The sequence below is a fragment of the Gelidibacter salicanalis genome (assembly GCF_007997285.1).
In the GTDB taxonomy this organism is placed as follows: Bacteria; Bacteroidota; Bacteroidia; order Flavobacteriales; family Flavobacteriaceae; genus Gelidibacter; species Gelidibacter salicanalis.
In genome coordinates this window covers 25724-41569 of the sequence record NZ_VORX01000009.1, presented here as the reverse complement: position 1 = coordinate 41569, position 15846 = coordinate 25724, and the positions used below count along the sequence as shown (strand labels likewise).

16 protein-coding genes are annotated in these 15846 nt (G+C 39.6%); 8 read left to right on the top strand and 8 right to left on the bottom strand.

The annotated features are described in order from the left end of the window. Positions 1 to 60: 60 nt before the first annotated feature. Positions 61 to 2829, bottom strand: coding sequence for a M16 family metallopeptidase (locus ES711_RS14655; protein ID WP_146894059.1), 2769 nt, complete (start codon positions 2827 to 2829; stop codon positions 61 to 63). Positions 2830 to 3028: 199 nt separating this feature from the next. Here ES711_RS14655 and ES711_RS14650 point away from each other — a divergent pair, with 199 nt between their 5' ends. The 8 genes from ES711_RS14650 to ES711_RS14615 all read left to right on the top strand — a co-directional run bounded on the left by ES711_RS14650 (position 3029) and on the right by ES711_RS14615 (position 9705). After that, positions 3029 to 3913 carry an SDR family oxidoreductase gene (locus ES711_RS14650; RefSeq protein ID WP_146894058.1) on the top strand — a complete coding sequence of 295 codons (885 nt, stop codon included), beginning with the start codon at positions 3029 to 3031 and terminating at the stop codon, positions 3911 to 3913. A 232-nt stretch (positions 3914 to 4145) separates the two neighbouring features. Next, positions 4146 to 4910 (top strand): ParA family protein, encoded by a 765-nt coding sequence (locus ES711_RS14645; protein ID WP_146894057.1) that lies wholly within the window; start codon positions 4146 to 4148, stop codon positions 4908 to 4910. Continuing rightward, positions 4910 to 5809 (top strand): ParB/RepB/Spo0J family partition protein, encoded by a 900-nt coding sequence (locus ES711_RS14640; protein ID WP_146894056.1) that lies wholly within the window; start codon positions 4910 to 4912, stop codon positions 5807 to 5809. Before ES711_RS14645 ends, ES711_RS14640 begins: the two co-directional genes overlap by 1 nt. Further along, positions 5799 to 6419 carry a DUF5683 domain-containing protein gene (locus ES711_RS14635; RefSeq protein WP_146894055.1) on the top strand — a complete coding sequence of 207 codons (621 nt, stop codon included), beginning with the start codon at positions 5799 to 5801 and terminating at the stop codon, positions 6417 to 6419. Before ES711_RS14640 ends, ES711_RS14635 begins: the two co-directional genes overlap by 11 nt. A 2-nt stretch (positions 6420 to 6421) precedes the next feature. Next, a complete protein-coding gene (gene dapB, locus ES711_RS14630) occupies positions 6422 to 7123 on the top strand; it encodes a 4-hydroxy-tetrahydrodipicolinate reductase (protein WP_146894054.1) in 702 nt (233 codons plus the stop codon). A 97-nt stretch (positions 7124 to 7220) separates the two neighbouring features. Next, positions 7221 to 8762 carry a signal peptidase I gene (gene lepB, locus ES711_RS14625; protein WP_146894053.1) on the top strand — a complete coding sequence of 514 codons (1542 nt, stop codon included), beginning with the start codon at positions 7221 to 7223 and terminating at the stop codon, positions 8760 to 8762. Between the two features lie 11 nt (positions 8763 to 8773). Further along, positions 8774 to 9397: a WbqC family protein gene (locus ES711_RS14620; protein WP_146894052.1), complete on the top strand. Its 624-nt coding sequence runs from the start codon at positions 8774 to 8776 to the stop codon at positions 9395 to 9397. Further along, positions 9397 to 9705 (top strand): DUF6122 family protein, encoded by a 309-nt coding sequence (locus ES711_RS14615; protein ID WP_146894051.1) that lies wholly within the window; start codon positions 9397 to 9399, stop codon positions 9703 to 9705. The genes ES711_RS14620 and ES711_RS14615 overlap by 1 nt, the downstream gene beginning before the upstream one ends. Before the next feature lie 295 nt (positions 9706 to 10000). On the opposite strand, the gene ES711_RS14610 is transcribed toward ES711_RS14615, so the two are convergent. From ES711_RS14610 to ribH, 7 genes are all read right to left on the bottom strand, one after another. Continuing rightward, positions 10001 to 11023 (bottom strand): endonuclease/exonuclease/phosphatase family protein, encoded by a 1023-nt coding sequence (locus tag ES711_RS14610; protein ID WP_146894050.1) that lies wholly within the window; start codon positions 11021 to 11023, stop codon positions 10001 to 10003. Positions 11024 to 11028: 5 nt separating this feature from the next. Then, complete coding sequence (locus ES711_RS14605; RefSeq protein ID WP_146894049.1) at positions 11029 to 11901, bottom strand: rhomboid family intramembrane serine protease; 873 nt, start codon at positions 11899 to 11901, stop codon at positions 11029 to 11031. Further along, positions 11898 to 12647 (bottom strand): rhomboid family intramembrane serine protease, encoded by a 750-nt coding sequence (locus ES711_RS14600; RefSeq protein ID WP_146894048.1) that lies wholly within the window; start codon positions 12645 to 12647, stop codon positions 11898 to 11900. Before ES711_RS14600 ends, ES711_RS14605 begins: the two co-directional genes overlap by 4 nt. 28 nt (positions 12648 to 12675) lie before the next feature. Beyond that, complete coding sequence (mutL, locus tag ES711_RS14595) at positions 12676 to 14526, bottom strand: DNA mismatch repair endonuclease MutL (RefSeq protein WP_146894047.1); 1851 nt, start codon at positions 14524 to 14526, stop codon at positions 12676 to 12678. Then, on the bottom strand, positions 14526 to 14807 hold the full coding sequence (locus tag ES711_RS14590; RefSeq protein ID WP_146894046.1) for a riboflavin synthase subunit beta: 282 nt from the start codon (positions 14805 to 14807) through the stop codon (positions 14526 to 14528). Before ES711_RS14590 ends, mutL begins: the two co-directional genes overlap by 1 nt. A 5-nt stretch (positions 14808 to 14812) precedes the next feature. Continuing rightward, a complete protein-coding gene (locus tag ES711_RS14585) occupies positions 14813 to 15022 on the bottom strand; it encodes a hypothetical protein (RefSeq protein ID WP_146894045.1) in 210 nt (69 codons plus the stop codon). Between the two features lie 337 nt (positions 15023 to 15359). Continuing rightward, the gene (gene ribH / locus ES711_RS14580; RefSeq protein ID WP_146894044.1) at positions 15360 to 15845 is read right to left on the bottom strand and encodes a 6,7-dimethyl-8-ribityllumazine synthase; all 486 of its coding nucleotides are present in this window, start codon (positions 15843 to 15845) and stop codon (positions 15360 to 15362) included. Position 15846 lies beyond the last annotated feature (1 nt).

Below are 15846 nucleotides of genomic sequence, written 5' to 3'. Positions count from 1 at the left end.
AAAAACCTGCTTCTTGGTGAAAATGGTTGAAGCAGGTCATTTATTTAATATGGTTTGTCCCTAATCTATTTTTTTACCTTCTTTTTTAATTTCATTGGCGTCAAAATCACCGCCATTCACCACGGTCCAATTTTCGAAGTTTTTAAAGTACTTTTTAATCACTTTATTGACATCCGCCACGGTCAATTTCTTAACTTGATTTTCGATGTTTTTCTGAAAGGTCATATCGCGATCAAAATATAAGTTGGAAGAAATGACACTGGCCAATTCATTATCCTTGGCTCTAGAGACGTTCTGTTCCTGAACCCATCCATTAACCGCATTGGTCAACTCGTCTTCAGTAATGCCTTCTGAAATGTAACGGGCAATTTCTTCTTTAAACCCCTGTTGCACCTTAGTAGCATTTTCTGGAGCGTAGATGGCATAAATATACATGGACGAATTTTTATCATCCTTATTACTATCTACCCCAACATTACCACCGGCACCATAACTCACACCATCCTGTTGACGTAAACGTCCAGCAATACGAGAGTTTAAAAATCCACCACCAAAAATTTCCCCAGCAATTTGCAACGCTGCATAATCCTCATCATATTGGCTGCCTTCAAAAGACAATACACCCAATGTGAACGCATTTTTTTTATCTGGCGTCAGGATTTTTTCGTTAGCTGCTTTACTATTCTTAAATTTATCACTGATTTCAGTATAGGATTTATCCGATTTAAAATCAGAAAAATTGTTGTCAAAATAAGCTTTCAACGCTTCTTCATCCATATTGCCAATAGCCACTAAAGACGCACTGTCGTTAACGCCGTAAAAATCGCTATGATAAGCTTTCAAGTCAGCCACGGTGATGGCCTTGATGGCTGCTATTTCTTCTTCTAAAGTTCTACTATATAAAGGATGGTCTTTTTTATAGTGATTATTCAGCAAACTAATTTGTCGTGAAACGACGGCCTGAGGCTCCGATTTCTGCTCTTCAAGACTCGCTAGATCTTGAGTTTTTAATTTTTCCAATTCGGTAGCATCAAAAGCTGGATTTTTTAACATATCCGTCATCAGTGCCAAGGTTTCCATAAGGTTGTCTTCAGTACTATTTACCGAAGCACTCACCCGTCCGTTGGAACCATTAAAGAATACTGACGATTTTAACGTAGCCAATTGATCATCAATATCCTGCCTAGATTTTGTGGTGGTCCCTTTATTTAACATTCTAGCCGTATACCTTGCGGCAAGTCCTTTATTCATGAGCTGATCCACATTCCCGGTACGTAAATTAAAAGTCAAATTAACAGTTTTACCGCGGTTATCTTTTTTGATCAACCCATAAGTAATCCCACTTTTTTCTAGAGTCCCTGAATTTAAGGTGTTCTGAATATTTTCATAGGAGACATCAAATGCTTCACCCGCATCCAAAGCTTCCTTGCCTTTATAATTCGCTACTAAGGCTTCTAAGTTTTCGGTATGAGGGATACCCACCCGTACTGGATTTTTGGTGGGAACAAAATTCCCCACAGTTCTGTTGGTAGAAATCAGATATTTTTTGATGGCGGCATTGACTTTGTCAACGGTCATTTCTTCAATTCGGTCTCTAAAAATAAAGGCTAATCGCCAGTCGCCAGCACCAATAAACTCGCTCATATAAGTGCCTAAATAAGATGAGTTTCGAAACACTTGGTCCATTTGTTTCAGCATGGCGGCCTTGGCACGATTTAATTCGACTTCGGTGATGGGGTCATTTGGCAATCCGTCTAAAGTGGTCAACAAGATGTTTTCGGCTTCGGCTAATGATTTATCCGAAGGCACATCCACATTCATATATAAAAATGAAGGCTCTTTCGTGAACGGCGTAAAAGACCAAATACCTGACGCTTTTTCAGCATCTACCAAAGCTTTATATAATCTGCCGGAAGGTTCATCCGTCAGCACTTGCTCGGCAATTGCCAATGCGGCTGCATCTTCGTGTGATCCTGCCGGCACGTGGTACAAGGCAGATACAATTTGTAAATCGCCCACGCGACTAAGAGTGACACGTTTTTCACCATCCTGCTCTGGTTCAATGGTGGGATTATCAATTAATTTACCTTCAGGATTTTTAAGAGGCCCGAATTTCTTTTCAATTAAAGCTAGGGTTTTATCGGTATCAAATTTACCCGTCACCATCAAAATAGCATTATCAGGACGGTAATACTTTTTGTAGAATGCCTGAAGATTTTCGATAGGCACACGCTCTATATCCGATTTATTTCCGATGGTCGATTGACCGTAGTTATGCCATAAATAGGCTGCACTGATCACTTTTTCCATCAGCACCCGCGAAGGCGAATTTTCGCCACTCTCAAATTCGTTCCGCACCACAGAAAACTCTGATTCTAAGTCTTTTTTGGCAATATAAGAATTGACCATCCGGTCAGATTCTAAATCTAAAGCCCATTCCAGATTCTCATCCGTGGCATTAAAAGTTTCAAAATAATTGGTCCGATCATACCAGGTAGTGCCGTTTGGGCGAGCGCCGTGTGATGACAATTCTTCTGGAATATTCGGGTGGTTGGGCGTGCCTTTAAACACGAGATGCTCTAATAAATGTGCCATCCCCTTTTCGCCGTAGCCTTCATGCCTGCTCCCGACCATATAGGTAATATTAACCGTTATCGTTTGAGCGGAATTATCCGGAAATAAAAGCACTTTTAAACCGTTATCTAAACTGTATTCGGTGATGCCTTCTACGCTGGCGCCTTTTTTTATCTGCGCTTCCGCAGAAATGGATACAGTCAGAAAACACAGTAGCATTACTGCAATTTTGAATAAATTGTTGTGATTTTTCATAAATATGTAGCTAATTGATTGACATTAAAGGTAGTAATAATTAGTCGTCAGTTTATAATCTTCAATAATTTTAATCGGTTACCAAGAAAAAATAGCGCCACTGAAAATGCCGCCATATTAAGAAAAGTTTGACTTATTTCAGGGTCGTTGGTTAATTTTTATCAGTAATTTTAAATTCACTTTTTTAAAAAAATTTAATATCATGTATACTCAAAAAATGCTCAGGGATGACGCGTTGAAAGGAAAAACAATAGTCGTTACCGGAGGAGGTAGCGGATTGGGCAAAGCCATGTCCAAATATTTTTTAGAACTCGGCGCTAATGTTGCCATTACCTCACGCAACCTCGAGAAACTTGAAACTACTGCAGCAGAGCTTGAAGCAGACACCAAAGGCACTTGTTTGCCCTTGCAATGTGATGTCAGACATTATGACGAGGTGGAAAAAATGTTAAAAAACGCTGTAGAACACTTCGGGAAAGTGGATGTATTACTCAATAATGCTGCCGGCAATTTTATCTCGCCAACTGAACGACTTTCCGCCAATGCCTTTGATACCATTATTGACATTGTTTTAAAAGGCACCAAAAACTGCACTTTAGCATTTGGGAAACATTGGATAGACACGAAACAGACCAATACCTCTGTGCTTAATATCGTAACAACCTATGCGTGGACAGGTTCCGCCTACGTCGTCCCTAGTGCTACTGCCAAAGCTGGGGTTTTGGCCATGACCCGTAGTCTGGCGGTAGAATGGGCCAAATACGGCATGCGTTTTAACGCGATAGCACCAGGCCCTTTCCCAACTAAAGGCGCTTGGGACAGACTCTTGCCAGGAGACCTAAAAGACAAGTTTGATATGGCTAAAAAAGTGCCTTTGAATCGTGTGGGAGAACATCAGGAGCTGGCTAACTTAGCGGCATATCTAGTATCAGATTTTTCCGCCTATGTTAATGGCGAAGTCATAACCATTGATGGTGGCGAATGGCTTAAAGGCGCAGGTCAGTTTAATTTATTAGACCAAATTCCTGAAGAAATGTGGGATCAGTTGGAAGCCATGATCAGATCAAAAAAATCTAAAAGTTAAAAAGCGAATGGAAAATCCACTCAAATTTTAACAGTTACATCTACCGATAAAAGCAAATTAATTGCCCTTTTACCAAACTGTCAAAAGCGATTAACACGCTGGCCACAAGCCAAGAGTAGTCACAGTAACTATGAGATCTTCTCTTGGTTTTTCAGCTTTATTTGTTAACAAGTAACATTTTTTAAACTCGCAAATAATCGTATTTTTACCGAGACTAAAACCAGATCATTTAATGGGTAAAATCATTGCAATAGCCAATCAAAAAGGAGGCGTTGGTAAAACAACAACGTCAGTAAATCTAGCCGCTTCCTTAGGTGCATTAGAAAAAAAAGTATTATTAATAGATGCAGATCCACAAGCCAATGCCTCTTCGGGGCTAGGAATTGATGTGGATGGTGTTGAAGTTGGTTCATACCAACTTATTGAGCATTCTGCAAAAGCAGAAGACTGTATCATTGCTACTAACGCGCCTCACGTGGATATCATTCCGGCGCATATTGATTTGGTCGCCATTGAGATTGAATTGGTGGATAAGGATGAACGCGAGTACATGCTTAAAAAAGCCATTGCGCATCTAAAAGACACTTATGATTATATTCTGATTGACTGCGCTCCATCCTTAGGGTTGTTGACTTTGAATGCCCTTACGGCTTCAGATTCTGTAATCATCCCCATCCAATGTGAATATTTTGCCTTGGAAGGTTTAGGTAAATTGTTGAACACCATTAAAAGTGTCCAACGCATCCACAATGAGAATTTAGATATTGAAGGCATGCTATTGACCATGTATGATGCGCGTTTACGCCTGTCAAACCAAGTTGTTGAAGAAGTGCAAAAGCATTTTAGCGATATGGTTTTTGATACAATCATACAACGAAACGTCCGTTTGGGAGAAGCTCCTAGTTTTGGTGAGAGCATTATTAATTACGATGTGAACAGTAGAGGCGCTACCAATTATTTAAGTCTAGCAAAAGAAATCATTAAAAAGAACCAGTAATGGCGAAGGCAACCCAGAAACAAGCTTTAGGAAGAGGATTATCAGCACTTTTAAAAGACCCCTCCAACGATATCAAATCGGTGCAGGATAAAAATGCGGATAAAGTGATCGGAAATATTGTGGAATTGGAATTGGAAGCCATAGAGATCAATCCCTTTCAGCCACGAACCAATTTCAATGAAGAAACGCTTCGGGAATTGGCCTCGTCTATTAAGGAGCTTGGTGTGATTCAACCCATCACGGTTAGAAAACTCGATTTTAACAAGTACCAACTCGTATCCGGAGAGCGTCGTTTTAGAGCCTCTAAACTTATTGGCTTATCGACAATTCCAGCCTATATCAGAATTGCAAACGATCAGGAATCTCTTGAAATGGCTTTGGTGGAAAACATCCAACGTCAGGATTTAGATCCTATTGAAATTGCTTTATCTTACCAACGTTTGATTGATGAGATTCAGTTGACACAAGAGCAAATGAGTGAACGTGTGGGCAAAAAACGATCTACAATTGCCAACTACCTTCGTCTCTTAAAATTGGATCCAATCATCCAAACCGGGATGAGAGACGGTTTTATTTCGATGGGTCACGGACGTGCCATCATTAATATAGAAGACCAATCGCACCAACTGGATATTTATGAAAAGATTCTTTCCGATAAATTATCGGTTAGAGATACAGAGTCTTTAGTTAAAAACTATCACAACAAAGGCGAAACAAAAGCGCCTGAAAAATCAGAATTGCCTAAGTTTATCAAAAACGGCGTTAAGGAATTTTCAGAATACTTTGGACATAAAATTAACGTTAAAGTAAGCAAGAACGGAAAAGGGACGATCAATATTCCATTTCATTCCGAAGAAGATTTTAACCGCATCAAAAAACTTGTTCAAAGTGCCAAATAAGCGTGTTTATATATCCCTTTTAATCGTATGTTTCGTTTCTGTTTTCGGATTTGCACAAACCGATACAGACTCCATTCCAGCACCTGCAGATAATAATCCTATTACAATTTCAAATGAGGTGGTTATCGACAGTGTGGTTAATAAACCCTTAAATATTTTGGCGCCTTCCAAAGCTGCTTTTTACTCCGCTATGCTCCCTGGCTTAGGACAAGTCTACAATAAAAAATACTGGAAAATTCCGATTGTTTACGCGGCACTTGGCACCGGCATCTATATTTATTTAGATAATGACAAAAGCTACAATCGTTACCGCGATGTCTATAAAAGACGCTTGGCTGGCCATACGGATGATGAGTTTTATGGCGATGGCGCTACTCCTAAAGTGTCCAATGAAGGACTGATTCGCGCTCAAAATACATTTAGGCGGAATAAGGAATTATCGCTATTAATCACTTTAGGGCTGTACGTACTGAATGTCATTGACGCCAACGTAGACGCCCATTTGTTACAATATAATTTAGACGAAAACCTCGCGTTAAAACCACATTTACAATTTAACGAAAAGGAAAATTCCACCGACTTGGGTGTGACTCTAAATTTTAAATTTTAAGTATGAAAATAGGTCTCTTAGGGTATGGAAAGATGGGAAAAACCATCGAAAAAATCGCCCTTGCCAGGCAGCATGACATTGTGTTGAAGGTGGACACGAATACGGAAACCTATACGTTGGATGACGTTGACGTTGCCATTGACTTTAGCACTCCTGATGCCGCAGTAGATAATATTTTAAAATGTTTTAGTCATAATGTCCCGGTCATTTCCGGAACTACGGGATGGTTGCAACACTATGATGAAGTGGTTGCCATGTGTAAAGAAAGGGACGGCACTTTTTTATATGCCTCCAATTTCAGTTTAGGAGTAAATATCTTTTTTGAGCTCAATAAAACCTTGTCTAAATTGATGGCCAACCTTCCTGAATATAACATCAGTATGGAAGAAATTCATCATACCCAAAAATTGGATGCGCCTAGTGGCACCGCTATTTCCTTGGCTGAAGACATCATCAAAAATAGTAAGTACGGCACATGGACTTTGGATGCGGCAAAAACTAAAGCCTTGCATATTGATGCCAAACGCATCGAAAATGTTCCTGGAACCCACGAAGTGTTATACACCTCTAATGTAGATAGCATCTCTATCAAGCATACCGCCCATAGTCGGGAAGGTTTTGCCTTAGGTGCGGTCATTGCTGCCGAATGGATTGCGGGAAAAAAGGGCGTTTTTTCAATGAAAGATGTGTTAAACATTGGTTAACTTACCATCGATTTTTAAATAGCGATTTATCATTTACAATATATTTGCTGAATGGGCCTAAATCCCAATCATTTAACTAAGAACTAAAGCTTATCAGATGACATTTACAGAGTGGTTTATTTTCTTTTTCGTGATACAAATTATCCACGGACTTGGCACATGGAAACTTTACATAAAGGCTGGTAGACAGGCTTGGGAAGCGTTTGTTCCTGTGTATAATGCGGTAATTTTGATGAAAATCATCAATAGACCTTGGTGGTGGACCATTTTATTGTTTGTTCCTATTGTCAATTTAATCATGTTTCCTGTGGTATGGGTTGAAACTGCAAGAAGTTTCGGAAAAAACACCACGACAGACACCGTATTAGCTCTGGTTACTTTAGGGTTTTACAATTATTACCTAAACTATTTTACGGATGTGCAGCACGTTAAGGATCGGAGCTTACATCCCAAATCCGCTGCTGGAGATTGGATCAGTTCGATTCTATTTGCCATCGTTGCCGCAACTATTGTTCATACTTATTTTATTCAACCCTTTACAATTCCGACCTCATCATTAGAAAAGACACTTTTGGTGGGCGATTTTCTATTTGTAAGTAAATTCCATTACGGGGCACGATTGCCAATGACCACTGTGGCAGCACCTATGGTTCATGATACCATTCCATTCGTAAAAGTGAAATCCTATCTGTCCAAACCAGAATTGCCGTATATGAGGCTCCCTGGTTTTCAGAAGATAAAACGCAATGATATTGTGGTTTTCAACTGGCCTGTAGATACCATGTTAGACATGCGCCACACGGATAAGCATTACTACAAGCCTATCGATAAGAAAACGAACTACGTCAAACGTGCGGTTGGCTTACCAGGCGATTCACTATCTATAAAAGATGGCTATGTGTATATTAACGGCAAACAAAACGTACTTAATGACCGTGCACGGATTCAGTTTTCTTATGACATAACCTTTCAAGGTCAGATAGCTTCCAACGCCCAAGTGTACGAGATTTTAAAGCGTTTTGACATGACCGATGGCTTAGGCTACGATCAGCAAACCGAAAAATGGATCATTCCTGCTGCTACGGAAGAAGCGGTGGCACGGGCAAAAAACCATCCAAATATCGCCTCCATAGAAATTCGTAAAGACTCCATGGGGAATCGTGATGCGGGCATTTTCCCTATGAATTCCGCCTACAATTGGAACAATGATTATTTTGGCACCTTATACATTCCTCAAAAAGGAAAGACCATCACCTTAACCCCTGAAAACTTACCTCTTTACAAACGGGTCATTAGCGCTTATGAAGGCCGCGACCTTTCTGTAAATGGCAATCAGATCAGTATTGATGGCCAAGTGACCAACCAATATACGTTTACACAAGACTATTATTGGATGATGGGAGACAACCGCCATAACTCACAAGATTCGCGTGTTTGGGGCTTTGTTCCTTTTGATCACGTCGTAGGAAAACCAGTATTGGTTTGGATGAGCTGGGATGGTAAGTTTCCACGTTGGGAGCGATTTTTCACCACCGTAGGTGGCAACGGCAAATTGGTTTCTTATTTAATTCCTGTTCTCATTTTGATAGGTCTGTTGTTCGGATTTAACGCTTGGCGCAAACGAAGAGCAACAAAATAAGTCACAATTACATGACGGACATTTTAGTGCATCCCACATATTTTCCCAGCATTGCACAATGCGTTGCCATGGTGCAGGCCAAAAAGGTGTGGTTGGAAGTCTGTGATAATTATCAGAAGCAAACCTATAGAAACCGGATGACCATTTATGGGGCTCAAGGTAAAATGCCCTTGACGGTGCCGGTCATCTATTCGCAAAAAAACAGACAGCTCTATAAAGATATTTGTATTTCTAATGATGAACACTGGCAAGATTTACATTGGAAATCAATTCAGTCCGCCTATAGTAGTTCGCCGTTTTTTGAATTTTATGCACACGACTTGCTACCGTTATTTCAAGACAAAGCAACGCATTTAATGGATTTTAATTTTAAATGTTTAGACACGGTGATGGCATGTTTGCAACACGACCTTGCGTTTGAGACCACAACCACATTTGAGTTGCAGCCGCAATTTAAAACCGACTACCGCCATTTGGTTGATCATCGGAAAGAAAATGATCATCCTATAAAAACCTATGTGCAAGTATTTGATGACAAGCACGGTTTCATTCCTAACTTAAGCATCCTCGATTTAATCTGTAATGAAGGCCCTAATGCCTTGTTGTATTTAGAACGACAGCAATTACCCAACTAATGTTACAATCTCTTATTCATTACGGAATTCATTTTGGAGGCCCTTTACTGGTGGCTTTCCTATTTTTCAAAGCCCATTGGAAACGCGCATTTCTAATCATGATTGCTACCATGATTATCGATTTAGACCATCTTTTAGCCGTTCCCTTATTTGATCCTGGACGCTGCAGTATCAATTTCCATCCGCTCCACACCTATTACGCTATGGTCGTGTATCTAGCCTTTCTGTTTTTTAAAAAAACCAGAATTATTGGTATTGGCTTGGTGATTCACATGATAGCAGACGCGACGGATTGCTGGATGATGTAGAAGGATTGACGATTGACGATTGACGATTGACGATTTTTGATTTTTGATTTACGATATTTGATTTACGATTTGATTTACGATTTATGAATGTGGATTCTCGATTTAAATGTTGAATAGAGAAAACTGGAGACAGTCCACTAAAGACTACCAACTGAAGACAACTAACTGAAAACCGGCAACTGAGGACTGAATACTGAAGATTGTCAACTGAAGACTGAATACTGAGGACTGCCAACTGAAGACTGCCTACTGAAGACTGCCTACTGAATACTGCCTACTGAATAATAAAACCCACTCACTTCACTTTCACTCTACTAATAATCGGAAAATGATCAGAGAGCTTGACATCGAAAGTCTTAAAGCTATTGACAATAAAACTTTCATCTACCATAATAAAATCAATCCGAACCGGAAAAAATTTAAAATCAAACGAGCGGCCAAACCCGTTGCCGGCTTCTACAAAAGCATCTTTTAAATCGTCTCCCTTTATAGTATTATAGACATAAGAATAGGCGGTATTATTAAAATCGCCGCAAATAATCACTTTATACGGACTGGCAGCCTTATGCTCCAGAAACAAATCGGCTTGCATTTGCTGCAGTCTAAACGTATTGCCTACGCGCTTAAATAAATTTTCAGAAGTTTCATTTTTTAAAGGATCGGTACTGGCATCGATTTTCAATGATTGCAGATGCACATTGTAGATTCTAATCGTATCCTCAGCTCTTACCACATCTACAAAAATGGCGTTGTTATCGGTGTTGGGAAATTCGATAGATCCTTTATTGATAATTGGAAACTTAGAAAATATAGCCTGCCCATTTTTCACTTTATTACCTGATAGCACTTCAAATTTATAGTAGTCCTTTAAGGATAAATCGCTGTCCTGTCGGTATTCCTGCATGCTAATAATATCCGGATTGCGTTCTTTTATAAACGCTGTTATTTCAGCGGTGATGTTTTTGTTGGGGAGCCAGTTGAAAACGTTAAACAACCGCACGTTGTAATTCATAATGGCGATATTATCTTTATCTTCAACTTGCTTAGATGCCGAAAACTTGTAGAGCGAAGCCATGTGATTAAAGCCAATCAACAGTACAATTAATGATAACAGCAATTGCTTTTTAATTCTTAAAAGCCAATAGATTAGAAATAGAATATTGACAATAATTAGGAAGGGCACGGTCAGGCTTAGTACAGATACAAAAGCCGAACGTTCAGGTTCTATATAAGGCAATATATATGATAGCAAGAGCGTGGTTGCTAGGATGGAATTTAAAAAAAACACAAACTTATCAAAGAGATTAAGTTTCTTCATCGCCCTTAGTCTTTTGCTTTAAATAAAAAAGCTTTTTCTTCCTTTGTTAGACTTTCATAACCACTTTTGCTTATTTTATCCAAGATAAGATCAATCTGCTTTTGTTTATTAAACTCCCTAAACTCTGATTTATTATGACCGGCTACAGAATTAGATGTACGCTTATGTACCGTTTTTAAAGGGGATTTCTTGTTTTTGTCAAAAAGGTCGGCAAACCAATCCATCACTTTTTCGAATCCTTTTCCGATGTCATTACCTTTACTCAACTGTTTGGCGTAAAAATATCCTAAGGCTACACCTCCCAAATGCGCAATGGTGCCACCTTGATTTCCTCCAAAAAGTCCGATAAGATCAAATGCCACCAAGGCAATCCCCAAATGCCATAGCTTCACATTAAACATGAGCAATCGCACTTGCGTGTTGGGCATATAGGCACATAAAAATAGTAACAATGCTCTCACTCCCGCAGAAGCTCCTACCAAGGCTCCCGCTGGCTTTAATAGTGTATTTGGCAACACATTATAAGCAAACAAAAAGAAAAGTCCACCCAAAATAATTCCTAAGAAATAGATCTTTAAGGTAAGCTTCGCATCAAAAAGATTGAGCATCATTTGAGACACAAAATACAACACCATCATGTTGAACAACAGATGGAAGAGGCCATAATGCGTAAACCCGTAAGTTATTATGCTCCAAGGCTTAAAGATAAATTCCCCAAGATCCTTTGGCAGTTCTAACCAATATAGACTCCCACCAGCTTTAACGAAGAGTGACAGTAGTAGGCCAATAAAGAAAACCACCACATTGATGGCAATAATCTTTTCGAGCACATTGAGGTTTCTCAACTTCTCTTGAACATCTTTATGTAATGTGGTCATCTATCCCAACGGTTTTTATTGAATTGTGTTTTTTTCCAATACCACATCATCAAAAACCCAGTTAGAGCCCCACCAAGATGGGCAGCGTAGGCTGTATTACTCGGACTGAAAAATGAGGATCCTGTAATGGCAGAAATTAAATCTAAAGCGATAATTGCTGGAATAAAGTATTTGGCTTTTATAGGTACGGGTAAGAAAATCAACATCAATTTAGATTCAGGATATAACATCCCAAAGGCCACTAGAACTCCAAAAATAGCGCCCGATGCCCCTACCATTGATGCATTAAAAATATTAAACATACTTTGCAGTTGCTCCCTTTGTACGGCATTAGCACCTTCCATTACCCTACCTGTAGTGAGGGTCTCATGAATTTGCGACGACGTAAAACCTGCTGAGAGCAAGTCAGATTCCATAGGTAGGTATTGAATGTAATACACTCCTAACATCACCAATGCTGCTCCTAACCCTGCTGAGATATAAAAAAAGATAAACTTTTTGGCTCCAAAAACCTGCTCTACCGCGGTACCAAACATCCATAATGCAAACATATTGAAAGCAATGTGCATCAAATTGCCATGCATAAACATATGGGTGATAATTTGCCAAGGTTGAAATAAATCGTTCTTAGGAAAATATAGGGCAAACCAATTGTAAAATACGCCATTCTGGATGGTGAGTGTCCCAATAAACATCAGCACATTTATAATGAGCAAATGCTTAACGGTATCTGTAATTCCTCTCATGCTTCTTTAGTCTTAACGTTAAATAAAATTACATAAATTTTCTGTCAACCTCATCAATGGTCAGGGTAATAAATGTAGCGCGATTAGTGGGTGATACTGAAGGCTCTTTACAGGCAAAAAGACTATTGACTAAATGCTCTTGCTCTAAATTGGACAAGGACTGCCCTGTTTTAATAGCCAAGCTTTTTGCCATCGATTTGGCCAAAAGATCAGTTGCACTAAAATGACTGTCCGGTACTTCCTGTTCAATATCACTGATCAACTGTTCTAAAATAATGGAGACCTCGCTGTCAGGGACATTGATGGGCAATCCGGTAATTTCAACCTGCTCATGAGCAATGGAAGAAAACACAAAACCTGTCGCTTCTAAATCGCTCTGTAATTGTTTTAAAATGCTCAATTCAGCTCCCGTGAAATGCAGCTGCAGCGGAAACAATAATTGTTGACTAACCGCTTCCTTAACCGTCATACTTTTAAGTAAGCCTTCGTATAAGATTCGTTGATGTGCGCGGTGTTGATCGATCATCAACATGCCGGATTTTATGGTACTGATAATATATTTATTCTGAAATTGATAGGTACTCTGGGTCGTCTCGTGTGGCGACTGATCGCCAAATAAGGACACGTTTTCTGGTTCACTTTCAAATTCCACTTGACTGAAATCTTGTGAATCGCGTGTGCCTTTTGATTCTAATCCGACGTACAAACTGTCCCAATTGTTCAGAGTTTGCTTTTTAAAAGCTGTAGTTTGTTTGCCCGCCGGTCGGTCCTCTCGAAAGGGATTATAATCGCGATCGACTTCCACTGTAGGGGTTTCAGCCCCTTTATCCTTATAATTATACGGGGTATCTAAGTTAGTATCATATTCAAAATCCAATACAGGCGCAATATTAAATTGGCCTAAACTATGTTTAACCGAAGATCTCAAGATGGCATACAAGGTATGTTCATCATCAAATTTAATTTCGGTTTTAGTGGGATGTATGTTGATATCAATCGATTTGGGATCTACGGTCAGATTCAAAAAATAAATAGGGTGATGCCCGTCTTTAATCAATCCGTCAAAAGCGGCATTGATGGCATGATTGAGATAGGGACTTTTAATAAATCGGTTATTGACAAAAAAGAACTGTTCGGATTTGGTTTTCTTGGCAAATTGCGGTTTCCCAACAAAGCCTGAAATTTTTAAAACTTCCGTAGTTTCCTCAACTGGCACTAATTTTTCGTTGGTTTTATTCCCAAATATATTTACCACGCGCTGGCGGTAATTGCTCTCGTGTAAATTGAATAGCTCGCTGCCGTTATGGTACATGGCAAAGCCGATGTTTGGGTGGGCTAAAGCCACCCGGTGGAATTCGTCAATAATGTGACGCAATTCGACCGTATTCGATTTCAAGAAATTACGACGGGCCGGAATATTGAAGAACAAATGTTTAACCGCAATGGACGTTCCTGTTGGGGTAACGGTGACTTCTTGAGTCTTGATGTCACTCCCTTCAATGGCAATTAAAGTTCCAAGCTCGTCAGCATCCTGTTTAGATTTCAATTCCACATGTGCAATAGCTGCAATACTGGCTAAAGCCTCACCTCGAAACCCTTTGGTATTTAATTTGAACAAGTCATCAGCCGACCTAATTTTAGACGTGGCATGACGCGCAAAACTCAATCGTGCATCCGTAGCACTCATGCCTTTACCGTTATCAATCACCTGAACAAGCGTTTTACCGGAATCTTTAATTATTAATTTTAGGGCAGTTGCTTCAGCATCAATGGCGTTTTCAAGTAATTCCTTGACAACAGAAGCGGGACGTTGCACGACCTCTCCTGCTGCAATTTGATTAGCAACATGATCTGGTAAAAGTTGAATAATATCTGACATTAGCCTTTTGGAAAGAATATGGACAAATCAAAGCCGATGATTACAAGGAAAATAAAAATTAAGATTCCAACAATAATAAGCGTACGTCTATTGGCAGCCTGATCGGGCGTGTTTTTATAATCGTCCATGGCATTTTCAAACGTGCCTTTTAACCCAACTTTTCCAATCGTTTTTCTATGATCATCAAATTTATGTTTGATTTCATAAGGATTTCCATCACCTTTATAGTGACGGGGGATATAGTTGAATTTTTTGTTTTGACGTGTTTTAAAGATGCCCATAATTTCTAAATTTCGTAGTTACTCAACACGTACCAAACACCAATTACCATACCTAAAATAATCAGGAGAATGGCTAATGTTGGCGCTTTACTTTTGCGCTGGGTGTTTTGACGCCATTTAGGATCAAATTCATAGGACTTGTCCTTATGAAGCTCTTTGAGATGCCTTGGCGTGTAACTGAAACGTTTAGGTTGACGCTGTTTAAATAAATTCACTGTTGAACGCTTTGCCTTTGTGAACTTCAAATGTACTCAAAATACGAGGAAAAACGATGCTTAAACTGCTAAAAAATGTTAAGGGGAATTGGGGTGTGAGGTTTGGGGTGTGAGGAGTGAGGAGTGCGGAGTGAGGAGTTAGGAGTTAGGAGTTAGAAGTGAGAAGTGAGAAGTGAGGAGTTCGGAGTTCGGAGTTAATAAGAGTTAAGATAAAACTATCTCTCTATGAACCAACTTCAGACTGCCAACTGAAAACTGCTTACTGAAGACTGTCAACTGAAGACTGCCAACTGAAAACTGCCAACTCAATACTGCGTACTAAAGACTGAAAACTACATCAAGCTTCCTGACGCAACACCGCCATCTTAATGGCCGCTACCGCTGCTTCCACACCTTTGTTACCGTGTTTTCCCCCCGATCTATCAATAGATTGTTGCATGGTATTGTCTGTAAGCACACAGAAAATTACGGGGGTGTCGTGAATCACATTCAAATCCTTAATGCCATTGGCAACGGCCTCACATACAAAGTCGAAATGTTTCGTTTCCCCTTGAATCACACATCCAATGGCGATCACCGCATCCACCTGATGTTCTTGCATTTTTTTGCTACCGTAAATCAGTTCATAGCTACCAGGAACATGCCAAATGAAAATATTATCAGGTAGCGCACCATGCTCAATTAAGGTGTTAAATGCACCTTCATAAAGATTATCGGTGATATTACTATTCCATTCAGAAACAACAATCCCAAACCGAAGGTCCTTCGCATTTGGGATTGTGTTCTTATCGTAAGCTGATAAATTTTGATTCTTTGTTGCCATG

Excerpts from the sequence above, each read along its gene's own strand:
- ES711_RS14655 (WP_146894059.1), bottom strand. The coding sequence starts at position 2,829 with ATGAAAAATCACAACAATTTATTCAAAATTGCAGTAATGCTACTGTGT.
- ES711_RS14645 (WP_146894057.1), top strand. The coding sequence starts at position 4,146 with ATGGGTAAAATCATTGCAATAGCCAATCAAAAAGGAGGCGTTGGTAAA.
- ES711_RS14640 (WP_146894056.1), top strand. The coding sequence starts at position 4,910 with ATGGCGAAGGCAACCCAGAAACAAGCTTTAGGAAGAGGATTATCAGCA.
- dapB (WP_146894054.1), top strand. The coding sequence starts at position 6,422 with ATGAAAATAGGTCTCTTAGGGTATGGAAAGATGGGAAAAACCATCGAA.
- lepB (WP_146894053.1), top strand. The coding sequence starts at position 7,221 with ATGACATTTACAGAGTGGTTTATTTTCTTTTTCGTGATACAAATTATC.
- ES711_RS14620 (WP_146894052.1), top strand. The coding sequence starts at position 8,774 with ATGACGGACATTTTAGTGCATCCCACATATTTTCCCAGCATTGCACAA.
- ES711_RS14615 (WP_146894051.1), top strand. The coding sequence starts at position 9,397 with ATGTTACAATCTCTTATTCATTACGGAATTCATTTTGGAGGCCCTTTA.
- ES711_RS14610 (WP_146894050.1), bottom strand. The coding sequence starts at position 11,023 with ATGAAGAAACTTAATCTCTTTGATAAGTTTGTGTTTTTTTTAAATTCC.
- ES711_RS14605 (WP_146894049.1), bottom strand. The coding sequence starts at position 11,901 with ATGACCACATTACATAAAGATGTTCAAGAGAAGTTGAGAAACCTCAAT.
- ES711_RS14600 (WP_146894048.1), bottom strand. The coding sequence starts at position 12,647 with ATGAGAGGAATTACAGATACCGTTAAGCATTTGCTCATTATAAATGTG.
- mutL (WP_146894047.1), bottom strand. The coding sequence starts at position 14,526 with ATGTCAGATATTATTCAACTTTTACCAGATCATGTTGCTAATCAAATT.
- ES711_RS14590 (WP_146894046.1), bottom strand. The coding sequence starts at position 14,807 with ATGGGCATCTTTAAAACACGTCAAAACAAAAAATTCAACTATATCCCC.
- ribH (WP_146894044.1), bottom strand. The coding sequence starts at position 15,845 with ATGGCAACAAAGAATCAAAATTTATCAGCTTACGATAAGAACACAATC.